The sequence below is a fragment of the Rhizobium sp. LARHSG275 genome (assembly GCF_052871115.1).
Genome location: NZ_JBIXJN010000029.1, coordinates 47,819 through 63,808, shown reverse-complemented (window position 1 = coordinate 63,808; position 15,990 = coordinate 47,819). Strand labels below are relative to the sequence as shown.

General features: G+C 61.6%; 19 protein-coding genes. 10 read left to right on the top strand and 9 right to left on the bottom strand.

Features of this window, described 5'->3' with window-relative positions; translation table 11 throughout:
• Positions 1–33: 33 nt before the first annotated feature.
• Positions 34–750: an SDR family oxidoreductase gene (locus ACIPSK_RS29610; protein WP_162116999.1), complete on the top strand. Its 717-nt coding sequence runs from the start codon at positions 34–36 to the stop codon at positions 748–750.
• A 50-nt stretch (positions 751–800) separates the two neighbouring features.
• Here the strand turns inward: ACIPSK_RS29610 and ACIPSK_RS29605 are convergent, their stop codons facing one another.
• The 6 genes from ACIPSK_RS29605 to ACIPSK_RS29580 all read right to left on the bottom strand — a co-directional run bounded on the left by ACIPSK_RS29605 (position 801) and on the right by ACIPSK_RS29580 (position 4,818).
• Entirely contained in the window at positions 801–1,877 is a 1,077-nt protein-coding gene (locus tag ACIPSK_RS29605; protein WP_162117029.1) for an alpha/beta fold hydrolase, read from the bottom strand.
• A gap of 114 nt (positions 1,878–1,991) precedes the next feature.
• Positions 1,992–2,627: a hypothetical protein gene (locus ACIPSK_RS29600; protein WP_026154569.1), complete on the bottom strand. Its 636-nt coding sequence runs from the start codon at positions 2,625–2,627 to the stop codon at positions 1,992–1,994.
• Between the two features lie 112 nt (positions 2,628–2,739).
• On the bottom strand, positions 2,740–2,865 hold the full coding sequence (ykgO, locus tag ACIPSK_RS29595) for a type B 50S ribosomal protein L36 (RefSeq protein ID WP_003566454.1): 126 nt from the start codon (positions 2,863–2,865) through the stop codon (positions 2,740–2,742).
• Between the two features lie 164 nt (positions 2,866–3,029).
• On the bottom strand, positions 3,030–4,106 hold the full coding sequence (locus ACIPSK_RS29590; RefSeq protein WP_162117000.1) for a 5-(carboxyamino)imidazole ribonucleotide synthase: 1,077 nt from the start codon (positions 4,104–4,106) through the stop codon (positions 3,030–3,032).
• The gene (purE, locus tag ACIPSK_RS29585) at positions 4,103–4,597 is read right to left on the bottom strand and encodes a 5-(carboxyamino)imidazole ribonucleotide mutase (protein WP_017968169.1); all 495 of its coding nucleotides are present in this window, start codon (positions 4,595–4,597) and stop codon (positions 4,103–4,105) included. The genes ACIPSK_RS29590 and purE overlap by 4 nt, the downstream gene beginning before the upstream one ends.
• A gap of 17 nt (positions 4,598–4,614) precedes the next feature.
• Positions 4,615–4,818, bottom strand: coding sequence for a YdcH family protein (locus ACIPSK_RS29580; RefSeq protein WP_003542832.1), 204 nt, complete (start codon positions 4,816–4,818; stop codon positions 4,615–4,617).
• Positions 4,819–5,045: 227 nt separating this feature from the next.
• Between ACIPSK_RS29580 and ACIPSK_RS29575 the strand changes: the two genes are divergently transcribed.
• Entirely contained in the window at positions 5,046–5,219 is a 174-nt protein-coding gene (locus ACIPSK_RS29575) for a YdcH family protein (protein ID WP_003542831.1), read from the top strand.
• 205 nt (positions 5,220–5,424) lie between these two features.
• On the opposite strand, the gene ACIPSK_RS29570 is transcribed toward ACIPSK_RS29575, so the two are convergent.
• Together ACIPSK_RS29570 and ACIPSK_RS29565 are read right to left on the bottom strand one after the other, a co-directional pair.
• The gene (locus ACIPSK_RS29570) at positions 5,425–5,685 is read right to left on the bottom strand and encodes an ArsR/SmtB family transcription factor (protein WP_003542830.1); all 261 of its coding nucleotides are present in this window, start codon (positions 5,683–5,685) and stop codon (positions 5,425–5,427) included.
• Positions 5,686–5,779: 94 nt separating this feature from the next.
• The gene (locus tag ACIPSK_RS29565) at positions 5,780–6,544 is read right to left on the bottom strand and encodes a sulfite exporter TauE/SafE family protein (RefSeq protein WP_064249487.1); all 765 of its coding nucleotides are present in this window, start codon (positions 6,542–6,544) and stop codon (positions 5,780–5,782) included.
• Between the two features lie 107 nt (positions 6,545–6,651).
• Here ACIPSK_RS29565 and ACIPSK_RS29560 point away from each other — a divergent pair, with 107 nt between their 5' ends.
• Positions 6,652–7,305, top strand: a complete 654-nt coding sequence (locus ACIPSK_RS29560) for a thiamine phosphate synthase (protein WP_162117001.1) — start codon at positions 6,652–6,654, stop codon at positions 7,303–7,305.
• A gap of 10 nt (positions 7,306–7,315) precedes the next feature.
• On the top strand, positions 7,316–8,398 hold the full coding sequence (locus ACIPSK_RS29555) for a tetratricopeptide repeat protein (RefSeq protein WP_162117002.1): 1,083 nt from the start codon (positions 7,316–7,318) through the stop codon (positions 8,396–8,398).
• 60 nt (positions 8,399–8,458) lie between these two features.
• Here the strand turns inward: ACIPSK_RS29555 and ACIPSK_RS29550 are convergent, their stop codons facing one another.
• Positions 8,459–10,201: a chemotaxis protein gene (locus ACIPSK_RS29550; RefSeq protein WP_162117003.1), complete on the bottom strand. Its 1,743-nt coding sequence runs from the start codon at positions 10,199–10,201 to the stop codon at positions 8,459–8,461.
• A 340-nt stretch (positions 10,202–10,541) separates the two neighbouring features.
• Between ACIPSK_RS29550 and ACIPSK_RS29545 the strand changes: the two genes are divergently transcribed.
• The 6 genes from ACIPSK_RS29545 to ACIPSK_RS29520 are packed head-to-tail and all read left to right on the top strand — an operon-like array spanning position 10,542 to position 15,983.
• Positions 10,542–10,871 carry an STAS domain-containing protein gene (locus ACIPSK_RS29545; protein ID WP_162117004.1) on the top strand — a complete coding sequence of 110 codons (330 nt, stop codon included), beginning with the start codon at positions 10,542–10,544 and terminating at the stop codon, positions 10,869–10,871.
• The gene (locus tag ACIPSK_RS29540) at positions 10,868–11,236 is read left to right on the top strand and encodes a response regulator (protein WP_162117005.1); all 369 of its coding nucleotides are present in this window, start codon (positions 10,868–10,870) and stop codon (positions 11,234–11,236) included. Before ACIPSK_RS29545 ends, ACIPSK_RS29540 begins: the two co-directional genes overlap by 4 nt.
• On the top strand, positions 11,233–13,275 hold the full coding sequence (locus ACIPSK_RS29535; protein WP_162117006.1) for a chemotaxis protein CheA: 2,043 nt from the start codon (positions 11,233–11,235) through the stop codon (positions 13,273–13,275). Before ACIPSK_RS29540 ends, ACIPSK_RS29535 begins: the two co-directional genes overlap by 4 nt.
• Positions 13,272–13,781: a chemotaxis protein CheW gene (locus tag ACIPSK_RS29530; RefSeq protein WP_017968160.1), complete on the top strand. Its 510-nt coding sequence runs from the start codon at positions 13,272–13,274 to the stop codon at positions 13,779–13,781. Before ACIPSK_RS29535 ends, ACIPSK_RS29530 begins: the two co-directional genes overlap by 4 nt.
• A gap of 31 nt (positions 13,782–13,812) precedes the next feature.
• Positions 13,813–15,504, top strand: coding sequence for a methyl-accepting chemotaxis protein (locus ACIPSK_RS29525; protein WP_162117007.1), 1,692 nt, complete (start codon positions 13,813–13,815; stop codon positions 15,502–15,504).
• Positions 15,501–15,983, top strand: a complete 483-nt coding sequence (locus ACIPSK_RS29520; RefSeq protein ID WP_017968158.1) for a chemotaxis protein CheW — start codon at positions 15,501–15,503, stop codon at positions 15,981–15,983. Before ACIPSK_RS29525 ends, ACIPSK_RS29520 begins: the two co-directional genes overlap by 4 nt.
• The last annotated feature ends 7 nt before the right edge of the window (positions 15,984–15,990 follow it).

Here is a 15,990-nt window from a genome sequence, read left to right as displayed (position 1 = left end):
GCCTGCGGATCGATCAATTCAAGGAGCAGCATCATGTCTTTGCAGCATGTGGTCGTCATCGGCGGTTCTTCCGGCATCGGCCTCGCCACGGCGAAATTACTTTTGAAACAGAGATATACGGTCACCATTGCAGGCCGCGACGGTGAAAAGCTTGCCGCGGCGAAGGCATCGCTCGATGGCGATCTGCGCAGCCTCGTGCTTGATGCGGCGGAGCTTTCCACACTCGGGGAGGCTTTTGCCGGGATCGGCGCATTCGGTCATCTCGTGCTGGCGATGGGCAGCGGTCACGGCGCCGGACCTTTTGCGACGCTCGACATGACGGACCTGCTTGCCGGTTTCCAGACCAAGCTCATTCCGCATGCAGCGGCAGCCCAGGCGGCACTGCCGCTGCTGCAGCCGGGCGGCAGCATCACCTTCGTTTCGGCGGTCAGCGCGCAGGCTGCGATGCCTGGCACGGCTGGGTTTGCGGCCGTCAATGCCGGCATCGAGGCGATGGTGCCGGTGCTTGCCGCCGAATTGAAGCCGCTGCGCGTCAACGGCGTTTCCCCCGGGGTCGTCGATACGCCGTGGTGGAGTTTCCTGCCGCCCGAGCAGCGCGGCAGCGTCTTTGCGGATTTCGCCGGCCGCACGCCGGTCGGCCGTGTCGGCAGGCCGGAGGATATCGCGCAGGTGATTGCCTTCCTGATCGGAAACAGCTTCATGAGCGGCCACGTCGTCACCTGCGACGGCGGCATGCGTCTCGGCGCCTGAGGCAGGTTTCCTGCAATGCTGAGGACAAAATTATGCAGCAATTCAAAGTGCTACAGCGTCCTCTGCGCGTCTGAAAAAACGCGCGGCCCGGTCGACCCCAACGACTGTACGGCCGCGGCCGTCCGATCGCGTGAGGAGGCGGCAAGCCTCTCTTCGGCCCTGCGGGCGATCGCTTGCAGGTCGCGCGGCTTGCCTGATAGCTTCTCCATGGCGGCGATGGCGACATCGGTTGCGAGATAATCCGGCTTGTGGCCGACGCCGCTGACGGTGATGAGTTCGGAGCCTGATATATCGCGGGCAAGGCCGCGCGAGTGCAAGTGTTCCCAGACGATCTCGTCGCTGTCACCTGTTATGATGACGGTCGGTGCGGTGATCTGCGAATAGAGCAGCGACTGCTCCTTCACATAGGCGAGCAGCCTTTTGAAATCGGCGGCGTTGTTATGGAAAGCGTTGGGTCGCAGCACCAGCGACGGCCCGGTTTTTTCGATGTAGTCGGCCGGGCGCGGATTGGGACGGAAGACATTCAGCGTGCCGCGCTCCAGCCGGCTCAGACCGAGAGGCACGACGATCGCGTGGTTGAAGAGCCAGCCGACGATCGGCACGGTTGCCACATGATAGTACCAGTCGATGCCACCCGGCCATGGATGGGTGGCGGGCGCAAGGAAGAGCAAGCCGGCGGTCTTATCAGGATGACGCAGGCCGAAGGCGGCGGTGATCGCGCCGCCGAAGGAATGGCCGACGATAACAGCCTTTTCGATGCCGCGCTTCTCCATCAGTCTGGCGATCGCATCGGCCTGGCCAGAGGGGACGGCGTTCTCAGGGCCGCCGCGCTCGGAATAGCCATGACCGGGGCGGTCGACGAACAGCATTTCCGCCCGGCCTTCGAGTGCGGCGCGGAAGGCAACGACCTGGTCGAGCAAATTGCCGCTGGCGCCGTGAATGAAAACCAGGGCGGGCAGATCCGCATTTTCGGGACGCTCGATGTGGACGGCATTCATGCGGTAGCCGCCGACATCCGTCAGTTCGCCGATATTCGGATAGGCGTGTTCGAATTGCCACGCCTTATAAGTGGAGTAACCGATGGCGGCGGCGAGCGGGGCGAGAAGAGCGGAAACTTCTGCAAGCATGATCTCAACGAGCGATAATTGCGGAACGACCTGCTGGCGGACAACCGCCATGTCGTTCCCTCCATATGCTAAAATTGCGCGGCGAGATCCGACGTCAAGATATCAGACCAGGAATCAGGTGCGGTTGCCGGCGAGTTTTTCCGCAAGCGTGTTGGCCTGTTCCTGCGCAGTGCGCTCGGCGGGATAGACGTCGAGGAAACGCTCCCAAGCCTTCAAGGTCAGCTGGTCGTTGCCGGAATTGCTGAGGATCGCCGCCATGCCTGAGAGCGCGCCGAAATGGCGCGGCTCGAGATCGAGCACACGTTCGATGTCGGACATCGACTTGCGATAATTGCCCATGGCGAAATTCAGCGTGGCGCGGCGGTTCCAGCTTTCGGCATAATCGGGCTTCAGCGCGATCGCCTCATCGAGGAAATCGAGGGCCGCGGGATTGCGCTTTTCCTCGATCGCCTTGTCGGCCCACTGCATCAGCAGATTGACGGTGGCGCTGCCGGAATCGTTCCATTCCATGCGGATTTCATTGGCGATGCCGCTGGCCTTTTCGGGATCGCGTTCACGCTTCAGCTGGCTGAAGAGCTGGTCGAGGTGCTGCTTTGGCGAACTGTTGGTATCCGCCTGCTCGACGATGACATCCTTTTTCGCGGCGGCAGCGGGCTTTTCCGCGGCGGCGGCCGGAAAGGAGGCGGTGAGGAGAATGAGGGCGAGCGGCAGCGCCGCTGATGTCAAAGCAAAAAAGCGCATGGCGGACATATTAGCCCGCCAGCGCCGAAGATCAAACAAATTTGACGTGATCACCGCAGCGACCCACCGGATATATCTGCCGGCGCCAACTCACGCGGCAGGGCGATCCGGACGCGCGAAATCAGCCCTGACGAGCCTTGAAGCGCGGGTTCAGCTTGTTGATGATGTAGATGCGGCCCTTACGGCGAACCAGACGGTTGTCACGGTGACGAGCCTTGAGCGACTTGAGCGAATTCTTGATCTTCATTTTTCTGATCCGCGATCTCTAGGGGGGAATTCACATTCGCCCGTATCTTTAACAATCAAAAGCGCGCCATCGGGCGCGCTGTTTAGGTGGGGGAGCAGATACCCCGTCACCTTTTCCGTGTCAACCACATGAAGGTGTTTTTCCCAAGGCACAGGGGTGTTTTCTCAGGCCAAAACCGGCGATTTCGGCGTCAAGGTGGTGACATGGCCCATCTTGCGGCCGGGGCGCCACTCGGTCTTGCCATAGAGATGAACCAGCGTATTGGGGCGCCGCAGCCAGTCGGGAACGGCCAGGATATCATCGCCGATCAGGTTCTGCATGATGCAGTCGGAATGGCGTTCAGAACTGCCAAGCGGCAGGCCGGCGACGGCGCGGATATGCTGCTCGAACTGGCTGACGACGCAGGCCGCTTCCGTCCAGTGACCTGAGTTGTGGACACGCGGCGCCATCTCGTTGGCGATCAGGCCACCATCGGCAAGCACGAAGAATTCGATACCGATGACGCCGACATAGTTCAACGCGGCAAGGATCTTTTCGGCCGATTGGCGCGCGGCGTCCGCCGTCGATGCAGAGATCGCGGCTGGAACCGTCGAGGTGTGAAGGATACCGTCGCGGTGCACATTCTCGGCGGGATCGAAGCAGACGACCGTCCCGTCGGTGGCGCGCGCGGCGATGATCGAGACCTCATCCTCGAAAGCAACGAAGCTTTCGAGGATGAGCGGTACGCCGCCGAGTGCGGCATAGGCGCCATCCGGGCTGTCGGCCGCAGAGCGAAAAACCTTCTGGCCCTTGCCGTCATAACCGAGGCGGCGGGTCTTCAGCACGCCTTGGCCGCCGAAATCCTCAAGTGCCGTCTCAAGATCGGCCTGGCTGTCGATCGTGTGGAAGCGGGCGGTTGATATGCCGCAGTCATTGAGAAAGCGCTTTTCGACGAGGCGGTCCTGGGCAGCTTCCAGCGCCTTCGGCGGCGGAAAGACGGAGACATTCGCCGAGAGCCTTTCGGCGGCTGCGACGGGCACGTTTTCGAATTCGTAAGTGACGACATCGCAAATATCAGCAAGTTCGGCCAGTGCCGCCGGATCGTCGTAGGCGGCGGTAATCTGCCGGTTGGCGAGCTGGGCGGCCGGGCAGTCCGCCTGCGGCTCGAGAATGACCGTACGAAAATTCAACCGGGCGGCGGCAATGGCCAGCATGCGGCCAAGCTGGCCGCCGCCGATAATGCCGATCGTTCTTGCCGTCATAGGTTGTCCATCGGGTATTCGGCGACGGCAGCACTCTGGCGCTCGCGCCATTCGTCGAGCCGGTCGGCGATTTCTTCGTCGGAAAGGGCAAGTACGGCAGCGGCGAGAAGCGCGGCGTTGACCGCGCCGGCCTTGCCGATGGCAAGCGTGCCCACGGGAATACCGGCCGGCATCTGCACGATGGAAAGAAGACTGTCCTGGCCGGACAGGGCTTTCGACTGGACCGGCACGCCGAAAACCGGCAGCGGTGTCATCGCGGCGGTCATGCCCGGCAGGTGGGCGGCGCCGCCGGCGCCGGCGATGATGACCTTGAAGCCCTCCGCGCGTGCGCCCTTGGCGAAATTGACCAGCCGGTCCACTGTGCGGTGCGCCGAAATGATGCGCGCGTCATAGGGAATTTCCAGCGCCTCCAGCGTGTCGGCGGCGTTTTTCATGGTCTCCCAGTCGGACTGGCTGCCCATGATGATGGCGACGGGTGGTCTGTCTGTCATCGTTGCTGCGTTCCCTCTCAGGCGATGATGTCAGGAATGATCTGATCTTCCAGCTTGGAGAGCCTGTCCTTGATGACAAGTTTTTTCTTTTTCATTCGCTGGATCCGCAGTGCATCGCATCCGGTCTGGATCATGGCGTTGATCGCGGCATCGAAATCCTCGTGCTCCTGACGCAGGCGCGCCACTATGAGCCTGATTTCCGCCTGTTCCTGATCGGCCATATGCATTCCCCGTTACCGTCCCTGGACCTTGTCCGATCTGGCGATGATTTCCGCAAGCTCCTATCACCAAATACGGGTAACGGCTAGTTAGTCTTGATCATGAAATTGCCATCCAGTCTTCATCTTTTGGCCTTCGACAAGCCTTCAAAAATATGTCACAGTCCGGCCGTTGACACCTTGATCCCCGACGATGTTGGCCGGGGAGGGTAAGAGGAAGGAAGGGTCATATGACTGTTCAAGCTCATCTTGAGTCACTCCAGAAAAAGCATGTCGCTCTCGAGGAGGAGTTGCACGCGCTCAGAACATCTCCCTCTATTTCCGATACGGAACTTGCCGAATGCAAGCGCCGCAAGCTGCGCATCAAGGACGAGATTCAGCGTCTTAAATCATCCGTCCACTAATCTTCCCAAGGGTCGCCGGGCGATCATCTTGCGCAACAAGGTAAATCCATCCATTCCGCCAAGAATTAGCAAGAACCGGTGATTTGACACCATATTTGCGCCAGTCCGATGCATCCGGCATCGTGGCTGGCGCTTTTGGGTCCGCCACGTCTCGCATCGCATTCCTATGATTCACATCGTATTCCAGATCTTATGGGAACATGCATCAGGCCCAGAACTGATCCAGCCATAAATTGAGCTTGTCGAAGCCGCGGTTGTTGACCGTATAGATGCGTTTGGTGCCTTCCGATGTCACGGAGACGAGATTGCTGTCGAGAAGCGCCTTCAGGTGCTGTGAAACAGCTGGACGGCTGATCGGCAGGCCTTCGGCAAGCTCATTGACCGTCCGTGGCGCGCGACGCAATTCCTCCAGCAGAAACCGCCGGTTCGGATCGGCAATCGCAGAGAAAGGGTCGGTGTTCGACATGGCGGCAACGCTACGTCAAACCGGCCGCGCCAGCAAGGAAATTGTGCATTGCAGCGAATTGCAGCAATGCGAAGCAGCGGCGCTGACGGGCCTCTTACCAGCCAAGGCCCTCGCGCACGATCAGGAAGGCGGCGATCAGCGCCATCGCATACATGAAGGGATAGAAGATCTGTGGCTTCATGCGGCGCACGCACCAGGCGCCGGCAATGGTGGCGAGCGGGGCAAAGGGCAGAAGCGTCGCTGAGGTCGCAAGATTCTGAGTGTCGAGCTGGCCGAGCGCGAAATAGGGGATCAGCTTGATGGCGTTGAGGATCGCGAAGAAGCGCACGCTGGTGCCGGTATATTCGCGTGGCTGCAATTTGAGCGGCAGGGCATAGATCTGAAAGGGCGCACCGCCGGCATGAGCAACGAAGCTGCCGTAACCGGAAAATGTCCCCCAGAGGCTGGCGGCCACCGGTCGCTGGCCGCGCGGCGGGATCACCTTGCCGGCGCCCGGGCCGAAATTGTTCCAGAAATAGCGCAGGCAGAAGAGGATGGTCACCGCGCCGATGACGATGCGCAACATGTTGCCCGGAACCAGCGCCGAGGTCGCCCAGCCCAGCGCAATGCCGAAGACGGCGCCCGGCAGCATGATCTTCAGCGTCGCCCAGTCGCCATGCTTGCGCCAGATGACGAGCGAGATCATGTCCATGAAGACCAGGATCGGCAGCAGGATCGCCGCCGCCTCGACCGGCGAGACGACAAGGGCGAGGAAGGGCAAGCCGATCAGCGACAAAGCGTCGCCCATGCCGCCCTTTGCGAGGCCTACCAGCAGAACGGCGGGCACGGCGGCGTAGTAGAATGACAAATCCTGCGGCATGCTTTCGACGTCCTCCTCTTGCAAGCCTCGTCTAACGGAACTACTCACACAAAACGAGTGCGGGTCCCTCATTTCGAAGGGGAATTCGCAGGAAACGGAAAGACCTCATGACCGAACCGGAAAACCGCTGCCGCCTTGTGCTCATCGTACCTGATATCGCTGATGCCGATGAACAGGCAAAGGTCGTCGCCGACGCGCTGAAGGGCGGCGATGTCGCTTCGGTGATCGTGCCGCAATATGGGCTTGACGACGGCAGCTTCCAGAAACATGCCGAAAAGCTGGTGCCATTGATTCAGGATGCTGGAGCAGCCGCGCTGATTGCAGGCGACAGCCGTGTCGCAGGCCGGGCAAAGGCCGACGGCTTGCACATTTCCGGCAATGTAGCGGCGCTTTCGGAAGCGATCGACAAACATGCGCCGAAGCTGATCATCGGCGGCGGCAACGCGGCCGACCGGCACCATGCGTTGGAGATCGGCGAAGCCAGGCCGGACTATATCTTCTTCGGCAAGCTCGATGGCGACATCAAGCCGGAGGCGCATCCGAAGAACCTTGCGCTCGGCGAATGGTGGGCCTCGATGATCGAGATCCCCTGCATCGTCATGGGTGGCACCGATCCGGCCTCGGCGCTCGCCGTCGCCGAGACCGGAGCGGAGTTCGTGGCGCTGCGGCTGGCGGTCTTCGCCGAGCCCGCCCGGGCACCGTCTGTCGTCGCCGAGATCAATGCGTTGCTTGACGAAAAAGCGCCACGGTTTGAGGATTGAAATCGCGCTCATGCCGATCCCACCCGTCCGCTTCCTGAAATATATCCTTGCCAGCATGGCCGTCCTCGTTGCGGCCGGACCGGATGTCGTCTTGGCGCAGGCGCCGGACAGCGTCGTCAGCCAGCCGGGCACGGCGCCGGCTTCGACCTTCCGCACCGACCGGCCTTCCGCCTCGGGCGCGGGGCCCTCCGATGGCGTCGGCGTGTTCGACCGCATGGGCGCGAAGCTGCCCGATCTGCCGCCGGAGAAGGATTACAAGGGGCCGATCGACGAGGCTTACGGCGCCTTCCAGCGCGGTTATTACCTGACGGCAATGGAAAAGGCGCTACCGCGCGCCCAACTCGGTGATCCGGCGGCGCAGACACTGATCGGCGAAATCCTGTCGCAAGGCCTCGGCGTCAAGAAAGACGTGAAGAATGCTGCCTTCTGGTATGGCAAGGCGGCAGAAGGTGGCGATCCGGCGGCAATGTTCAAATATGCACTGATCCTGATGGAAGGCGAGGGCGTGCCGCGTGATAAGGTCAAGGCCGACGACTACATGCGCAAGGCGGCCGAGGCCGGCAATCCTTCGGCGGAATTCAACTGGGCGCAGCTTCTCATCGCCGACAATCCCGGCGACAAGGGACTGAAGCTCGCACTGCCGTTCTATGAGAAATCGGCCGAGCAGGGCATTGCCGATTCGCAATATGCCGTGGCGCAGATCTATGCGACGCTGAAAGACCTGCCGGAGGAAAAGAAGAAGCTCGCCCGCGAGTGGATGGTACGCGCGGCGCGCGCCGGCTTCGACACGGCCCAGCTCGATCTCGGCATCTGGCTGGTCAACGGCGTCGGCGGGCCGAAGGATTACGTCAAGGGTTTCGAATGGCTGAAACTTGCCGCCAATGGCGGCAATGTCGCTGCGCAGAACAAACTCGCCCATCTCTATATCAATGCCATCGGCACGCCGCCCAATCCGATCGAGGCGGCGAAGTGGTACGTGCTGTCGCGCCGGGCCGGGCTCGCCGATCCGGCGCTCGAGGATTTCTACCTCGGCATCGAGGAGGATCAGCAGAAGGCGGCGATCGAGGCTGCCAACAAATTCCGGCGGCGTTAGCGGGCGCGCCGTTTACTGGAGTTGCCCTAAAGCGCGCTACACCCTGTTGCGCGACGTGCTTTAGAAAAGCGCGTCGGCGAAAAGATCCTCGTCATTTTCGACTTTGGCCATCTCGGCGAGAGCAGGGGTGCTGCCCTCGCTTGCCGGGATGACGTCGCGATGAATGTTGCGCTCCTGGACCATCGTATAGTGCTTGAAGATCTTGCGGTCGAGCGGCGCGATCATCTCGGCGAGATCGGAAATATCGGCGACATCGGTGCCGGCGACGCCTTCGAGCAGATCGGCGCAGCCGGCAAGGACTTCGCCGAGGTCATGCTGGAAATCGAGCTTGCCGATCAGCAGGCTGATCTTGGTGGCGACCTCGCGACCGTTCTCGGCGAGCACCTTCAGCTCGTTTTCCATCAGGTTGGCTGCAGAGCGGATGTTGCCGACGGCCGATGTCAGGCTCTCTCCCAGGTTGCCGGCTCCGGCGTCAGTGGCGGGGGCGACGCGCCCGGCCGCGGCTTCGAGCGCCGGCAGGCCATTGACGATGGCGTCGGCGGAATCGTCGAGCTTGCCGGCAAAAATGCGCAGCTCGGCGGTGACGACGTTGATCGACCTGCCTTCTTCACCGAGGCGGCTGCAGCGCAGGTTGGTATTCAAAGCCATATAGTGAATGTCGGTCTTGACGGCGCGGATGTTGCCGATCGCTTCGGAGAGCTTAGCGGCCGTGCCGATCGTCGATTGGCTGACATGGTCGGCCTGACGGCTTGCCGCGTCGACCTGCTTGACGATTTCATGGGCGGCCGAAACGCTGGATTCCAGCGCGCGCATGAAGTTACCGCCGGCCCCGCCGCTCTCACCGCTCATCTGATCGCGCAGCCTGAGGATCTCCCGCATGTCGTGGTCGAAACTCGCGATCGTCTTGACGACGTTCTCAGAATCCCGCTGAAAATTTGCACACATGTCGCTCATCTGCGCTGCAGTCAGATGGTGAATGACGTTCTGGAGGCGCCGGCGCGCGCCAGCGTCGAGCTTTGCGCCATCCTCGCCAGCAAAGAAATCTTCAAGCAGCGAAAAAGTGGCCTGTACATGCTCGATACGCTGGCGAGTGATATCGCCGATCTGGAGGGCAGACAGCGTCGAGGCGACCTTGCTCTGCACGACGCGGGCAATCGCGCCGACCTCGCGCGCGATGACGCCGAGATCCTTGCGGTGTTCGGCGATCTTGGCGGCGTCATCACGTAAGGCCCCGGCGACGGCCGGAACGGTATCGGCATAACCCTTGGAAACGCTGGCGCCAAAAGAGGCGGCGAGTTTGACCTCCTTATCGAGACTGTCGAGGTGTGCGGCGAAACGGTTGACCTCATCGGTGCCGGAATAGATACGCTCCAGAATCTCCTGGGCGAAGCCGGCGAACTCGGCAATGCCGGCGCCGGTGATCTTCACGGTCACTGCGAAGGTTCTGAGATAACGCATCGTCTCCTGCATGTCAGCGACGTGCTTGCGCAGCTCCCTACCGGTATGCGCCAGCGAGACGAGCGCCTGTTGGCGGCGTTCCTCAGTGATCGGCAGCGCCGTCAGGCTCGCCACCGTGGCCCGGAGATCGGCGCCGGTGTCGCTCGCCTCTTTATTGTCGAGCGCCGTGGTGACGTTCTCGAGCGAGCTCAGCAAGCGGTTGAGAACATCCATAACCGACAGCAGCACGGTGCCACCTTCGAGGAAACGTTCCTCGACCTGGCCGCGGGCGGATTCCAGGGTCTGGCTGATGTCCCATCCTGATGTGTAGGCTGCAGCGTTCGGCGATACCAGAGCGTGTGCCACTTTTATACCTTTTGTTAAAATCCAGGCAATTCCACTCTATTTTTACGGGCAGGATGGAAACGTCCGGTAAACGCGCCGGACTCGCCAGCGTTGTGATTAACGAAAGATGTTGATGGCGTGTCGGTGAAAGCCCAACGCTCGACTTGGTGATTCAACATATTGTTTTTATTTTATTTATTTCTAAATTTTGAGAAAAAAATACAACTTATCCCGGATGAGAATTGGGAGTCGCCGGACTCGCTATGCGGCAGTTTCCTACAACCGCTGTTTACCCCGCATTAACGCTGCCGTGAGAGTCCTTTTAGGGTCATCAAGTATTTCTCTGGCCCAGGAGGCTGCATTGGATACTCAGAAGCAATATTACGAATCTATAAATTTACCGGACGTGCTCAGCATTCGTAACGCGTCCGAACTATATTACAAGCTTAGCGACGAATTTCATAACCGAGATGCAATCATCATCAGCATTCCAGAAGGCGCACAAGCGGATCTGAGTTTCATTCAACTCATCGAGTCCTCGCGTCGCCAAGCAAAGCTTAAGGGAAAGACGTTCGAGCTTTCTTTGCCGGCCAGCGGCTCGGTCCTGAAAGTACTTGAGCGCGCAGGTTTCATCGAATCCTTCGATCGCGAAGACGCAAAGTTCTGGTTGCATAAAGAGGTGACGTTATGAGTGCAAGTATCCTGACTGTCGACGATTCCGCCAGCATTCGTCTGACCACCAAGGTCACGCTGACCAATGCCGGCTATCGCGTCACCGAGGCAGTCAACGGGGCAGAGGGCCTCGCGACGGCGAAGGGCAGCAGCTTCGATCTGATCGTGACCGATCTGAACATGCCTGTCATGGACGGGCTGACGATGATCGAGGAACTGCGCAAGCTGCCGGCCCAGGCCGGCGTTCCGATCATCTTCCTGACGACGGAATCGGACGCCGATCTCAAGGCGCGCGCCAAGGCCGCCGGCGCGACGGGCTGGCTGACCAAGCCGTTCGACCCGGAAAGCCTGGTGAAGATCGTGAAGAAGGTTCTTGGACGATGAGTACGCTCGATCCCGTCGCCGTATTCCGCACGGAGGCTGCCGAATGCCTCGAAGCGATCGAGGCCGGTCTTCTCGACCTGACTCACCAGCTCGACAACAAGGATCTTGTCGACGCCGTGTTCCGCGGGCTCCACACGCTCAAGGGCTCCGGCGCGATGTTTGGCTTCGAGGCGCTCGCCGCCTTCACCCATCATTGCGAAACAGCCTTCGATCGCGTCCGCAAGGGTGAGGTTCCGGCGACCAGCGAACTCGTCGCCGCCGTCCTTGCCGCTCAGGACCATATGCGCGCCCTCGTCGACCAGCCGGACGCCGATCATGGCAATATTGGGCATAAGCTGCTGGCGCAGTTGCAGGCCGCTGTCGGCGGCAAAGAAGCGGCGCCGGCCGCTGTTCCAGTACCCGCAGCCGTGCGCGAGGCACCGGCGAAGAAGAACAGCTGGCGCATCCGCTTCAGCCTGCCCGCCAATTCGATGGCCAACGGCACCAACCCGCTCGGTCTGCTGGACGAGCTGCGCGATCTCGGCGAATGCACCGTGCGCGCCAATACCTCGGCCATTCCGGCCCTCGACGAGCTCACTCCGACGGATCTCCATATTTCCTGGGACGTGACGCTGACCAGCGAGCAGGACCGTTCGGCGATCGACGACGTCTTCATCTTCGTGCTCGATGACATGGAACTCAGTGTCGAGGAGATCGACGGGCCGACAGCGGCAGCCGTCGCTCCGGCAGATGAAAAGGCGGCCCCTGCGCCTGTCGCTGCGGCATCGGCGGCGCCCGTTCCGCCGGCGGCCGTCCCGGAATTCCGTCCTGTCGAGGCGGTTCCGGCCAAGCGCGAGGCGCCCGCCGCCGTCAGCCAGGCGAAGGCGGCCGAGAATGTCCGCGTTCCGGCCGAACGTCTCGACGAGCTGATGGATCGCGTCGGCGAGCTCGTCATCGCCCAATCGCGCCTCAGCCAGCTCGCCAGCGCCAGCACCGATATCGCGCTACGCTCCGTTTCGGAAGAAATCGAACGCCTCTCCGGCGAATTGCGCGATACGATGATGGTGTTGCGCATGGTGCCGGTCGCCACACTGTTCTCCCGTTTCCGCCGCCTCGTCCATGATCTCGCCCGCGAAACCGGCAAGGTGATCGAACTGGTGACGGAGGGCGAGAGCACGGAAGTCGACAAAACAGTCATCGAGCGTCTGGCCGATCCGCTGGTGCATCTGGTACGCAACTCGATCGATCACGGGCTCGAAACGCCCGCCGATCGCCTTGCCTCCGGCAAGATCGAAGCCGGCACGGTGACGCTTTCGGCCCGCCAGGCCGGCGGCGAAGTGATCATCTCGATCAAGGACGACGGCCGCGGCATCAATCGTGAACGGGTTCGCGCCAAGGCGGAATCCTCCGGCCTCATCCAGGCCGGCCAGCCGCTTTCCGACTCCGAGCTGCTGCAGCTGATCTTCGCCCCTGGCTTCTCGACGGCTGCCGCGATCACCAATCTGTCCGGCCGCGGGGTCGGCATGGACGTGGTGAAGAAGACGGTCGAAGCGCTCCGCGGCGCGATCGACATTGTCAGCGTGCCGGGACAGGGTTCGGAAGTGTCGCTGCGCATTCCGCTGACGCTCGCCATCATCGACGGGCTGCTGGTGCGCGTCGGTTCCGGCCGCTACGTCATCCCGCTCTCGGCGGTCGAGGAATGCCTCGAACTGTCGCTCGAGGAAGATCTCCGCTCGCGCGGCCGCAGCTTCATCTCGCTGCGCGACAGCCTCGTGCCGTTCCTGCGCCTGCGCGATCTCTTCCGCACCGGCACCAAGCCGGACGTGCACCAGAAGGTCGTCGTCATATCCACAGGCACGGAGCGCGTCGGTCTCGTCGTCGACCAGATCATCGGCGACCACCAGACGGTCATCAAGTCGATGTCGAAACTGCACAATAACGTTGCGACCTTCTCGGGCGCGACCATTCTCGGCGACGGCAGCGTCGCTCTCATTCTCGACGTCGGGCACCTGGTTGCCGCGGGTCAGCAACAGGAGGCGCAATTGCGTGTAGCAGGATGAGTGCAACAGCCACAGCCGAACGTTTCGACAATCACTGGAGCTATGCCGAGGAAGTCGAGGTCCTGACCTTCGATCTCAACGGCGAAACCTTTGCGCTGGAAGCCGTCATCGTCCAGGAAATCCTGGACCTGCTTCCCGAGACCGCTGTGCCGGGCAGCCAGCCCTTCGTCGCCAGCGTCATCAACTTTCGCGGCAAAGTCATTCCGCTCGCCGATCTGCGTCTCGCCTTCGGGATGGAAGCAGCGGAGGCGACGATCGACAGCCGCATCATCGTCATCGAGATCGATCTGCAGGGCGAGCAGACGCTCGTCGGCCTCAGAACCGACAAGGTGAACGAGGTGACGACACTTGCAAAGTCCGCGAGCGAGGCGCCGCCGAGCATCGGCATGCGCTGGCGCGCCGACTACATCAACTGCCTGGTGAAGAGGGGCGGAGAATTCATCATTCTCCCTAATCTGCAGGCGATTTTTTCATCGAGGCACAATGCGGCAGGAGCCGCCAGCTGATATCGGCTGAGTTCAAGTTGGAGTTAGACCGATGCGATTGACAATCAAGACAAAATTGGTGACCGCGTTCACCTTCATCATCCTCATGCTCATGGGCACCGCTGCCTACGGCATCGTCAGCCTTGGATCGCTGAACGACACGATCGGCAATCTCCTCGCGGGCCCGGCAGCCCGTCTCGACCTCGCCCAGCAAATCAACATTGCCCAGCTCGAGGCCATCCGCCAGCAGAAGAACCTGCTTACCGCCCGCACTGCCGACGAAACGGCGGGTGCGATCGCCAAGGGCAATCAGGCCCGCAAGGACTTTACCGATGCCTTCGGCCAGGTGCTGGCGCTGGCAACGGAAGAAGGCAAGGCGCGCTGGGCGCGCATCGCCGAACTTTCCAAGACCTTCAATGCGGCTGACGATCAGATCCGCGACTATGTGAAGGCCGGCAATGCCGAAGGCGCAAATACCATTTCCGTGACGGCTGCGCGGGCCGCTGCCAACGATATCGACTCGACGCTCAACGAAATCTTGGCGCTTGAAAAACAACGTATGGAGGCTGCCGACGACGGCGCCGAGGCACAGTACACGACGACGCGCACAATGATGGTTGCCGTCGCCGCTGTTGCCCTGCTGGTTGCCGCCATTACCGCTTTCTGGATCGCCAGCACGATCAGCAAAGGCCTCAGCCGGGCCAACACCGTGGTTCGCGAAGTGTCGGAAGGCGATCTGACGAAAATGGCCAACATCACCAGCCGCGACGAAATCGGCGAGCTTCTCGGCAACGTCAACACGATGATCGAACGCCTGCGCGGCGTCGTCGCCGACGCACTGTCGGCCGCTGACAATGTCTCATCCGGCAGCCAGGAACTTTCGGCCAGTTCGGAACAGGTGTCGCAGGGCGCCACCGAACAGGCGGCGTCGGCCGAAGAGGCTTCCGCCTCGATGGAGCAGATGGCCGCCAACATCAAGCAGAACGCCGATAACGCCGCCCAGACCGAAAAGATCGCCCGCCAGTCGGCCAAGGACGCGGAGATGAGCGGTGAAGCGGTGACCCGCGCTGTCGACGCCATGCGCACGATCGCCCAGAAGATCGGCATCGTCCAGGAGATTGCCCGCCAGACGGATCTGCTGGCCTTGAACGCCGCCGTTGAAGCCGCTCGCGCGGGTGAACACGGCAAGGGCTTTGCAGTGGTCGCCTCGGAGGTGCGCAAGCTTGCCGAACGCAGTCAGTCGGCCGCTGCCGAAATCAGTGCGATGTCGAGCGACACGGTCAAAGCTGCCGCCGATGCCGGCGACATGCTCGGCCGCCTGGTGCCCGACATCCGCAAGACGGCGGAACTGGTCTCCGAGATCAGTGCCGCCTGCCGCGAACAGGATATCGGGGCTGCGCAGATCAACGAGGCGATCCAGCAGCTCGACAAGGTGACGCAGCAGAATGCCGGTGCTTCCGAGCAGATGTCGGCAACCTCCGAGGAACTCGCCTCCCAGGCGGAGGAACTGCAGACCTCAATCGCCTTCTTCAAGGTCGATACGGCAAGCCATCGTCAGCATCGCGTGCCGGCCGCCAAGGTCATGGTCCGCAGTCCGGCTTCCGCCGCCGCCCGCAAGCCTGCGCCCAAGAAACCGGCCGCCAACAGCGTCGCCGGCCAGCAGGCGCGGGCGAAGGGCTTCGCTCTCGATCTCTCGATGGGCGGTCCCGATGATGGGGACGCCGAATTCAAGGAAAGCGCATGATCATGGCCACGACATCTCTGGAAGCGCAATTCGTGACCTTCAGCCTCGGTGAGGAGATTTTCGCCGTGCCGGTTGAGGTGGTACGGGAAATCCTCGATTATGCGGAAGCTTTCAAGATTCCGAATGGTCCCGACTATCTGCTCGGCCTGCGCGACGTGCGCGGGCAGGGCGTGCCGACAATCGATCTTCGATTGAAGCTCGGCATGACGAAGACCGTGCCGACGCCGCACACGCGGGTGCTCGTCCTCGACGTGCCAATGGAAAGCCGGCTCCTGACCCTTGGCCTCGTTGCCGACCGCGTCTTCGAGGTCACGCCATTCCGGCGCGAGCAGATCGAGGCGGCGCCTGATATCGGCGTGCGTTGGCGCTCGGACTATATCGCCGGCGTCGTTCGTCGTGAAAACGGCTTCGTCGTCGTCATCGATCTCGCACGGTTGCTGTCGCGCGAGGACGCCTCGGCACTGCAATCGGCGGCCTGACCGCGCA

What these genes read in the sequence shown, in the direction of transcription:
- ACIPSK_RS29610 (WP_162116999.1), top strand. Translation starts at nt 34, where the DNA reads ATGTCTTTGCAGCATGTGGTCGTCATCGGCGGTTCTTCCGGCATCGGC.
- ACIPSK_RS29605 (WP_162117029.1), bottom strand. Translation starts at nt 1,877, where the DNA reads ATGCTTGCAGAAGTTTCCGCTCTTCTCGCCCCGCTCGCCGCCGCCATC.
- ACIPSK_RS29600 (WP_026154569.1), bottom strand. Translation starts at nt 2,627, where the DNA reads ATGTCCGCCATGCGCTTTTTTGCTTTGACATCAGCGGCGCTGCCGCTC.
- ykgO (WP_003566454.1), bottom strand. Translation starts at nt 2,865, where the DNA reads ATGAAGATCAAGAATTCGCTCAAGTCGCTCAAGGCTCGTCACCGTGAC.
- ACIPSK_RS29590 (WP_162117000.1), bottom strand. Translation starts at nt 4,106, where the DNA reads ATGACGGCAAGAACGATCGGCATTATCGGCGGCGGCCAGCTTGGCCGC.
- purE (WP_017968169.1), bottom strand. Translation starts at nt 4,597, where the DNA reads ATGACAGACAGACCACCCGTCGCCATCATCATGGGCAGCCAGTCCGAC.
- ACIPSK_RS29580 (WP_003542832.1), bottom strand. Translation starts at nt 4,818, where the DNA reads ATGGCCGATCAGGAACAGGCGGAAATCAGGCTCATAGTGGCGCGCCTG.
- ACIPSK_RS29575 (WP_003542831.1), top strand. Translation starts at nt 5,046, where the DNA reads ATGACTGTTCAAGCTCATCTTGAGTCACTCCAGAAAAAGCATGTCGCT.
- ACIPSK_RS29570 (WP_003542830.1), bottom strand. Translation starts at nt 5,685, where the DNA reads ATGTCGAACACCGACCCTTTCTCTGCGATTGCCGATCCGAACCGGCGG.
- ACIPSK_RS29565 (WP_064249487.1), bottom strand. Translation starts at nt 6,544, where the DNA reads ATGCCGCAGGATTTGTCATTCTACTACGCCGCCGTGCCCGCCGTTCTG.
- ACIPSK_RS29560 (WP_162117001.1), top strand. Translation starts at nt 6,652, where the DNA reads ATGACCGAACCGGAAAACCGCTGCCGCCTTGTGCTCATCGTACCTGAT.
- ACIPSK_RS29555 (WP_162117002.1), top strand. Translation starts at nt 7,316, where the DNA reads ATGCCGATCCCACCCGTCCGCTTCCTGAAATATATCCTTGCCAGCATG.
- ACIPSK_RS29540 (WP_162117005.1), top strand. Translation starts at nt 10,868, where the DNA reads ATGAGTGCAAGTATCCTGACTGTCGACGATTCCGCCAGCATTCGTCTG.
- ACIPSK_RS29535 (WP_162117006.1), top strand. Translation starts at nt 11,233, where the DNA reads ATGAGTACGCTCGATCCCGTCGCCGTATTCCGCACGGAGGCTGCCGAA.
- ACIPSK_RS29530 (WP_017968160.1), top strand. Translation starts at nt 13,272, where the DNA reads ATGAGTGCAACAGCCACAGCCGAACGTTTCGACAATCACTGGAGCTAT.
- ACIPSK_RS29525 (WP_162117007.1), top strand. Translation starts at nt 13,813, where the DNA reads ATGCGATTGACAATCAAGACAAAATTGGTGACCGCGTTCACCTTCATC.
- ACIPSK_RS29520 (WP_017968158.1), top strand. Translation starts at nt 15,501, where the DNA reads ATGATCATGGCCACGACATCTCTGGAAGCGCAATTCGTGACCTTCAGC.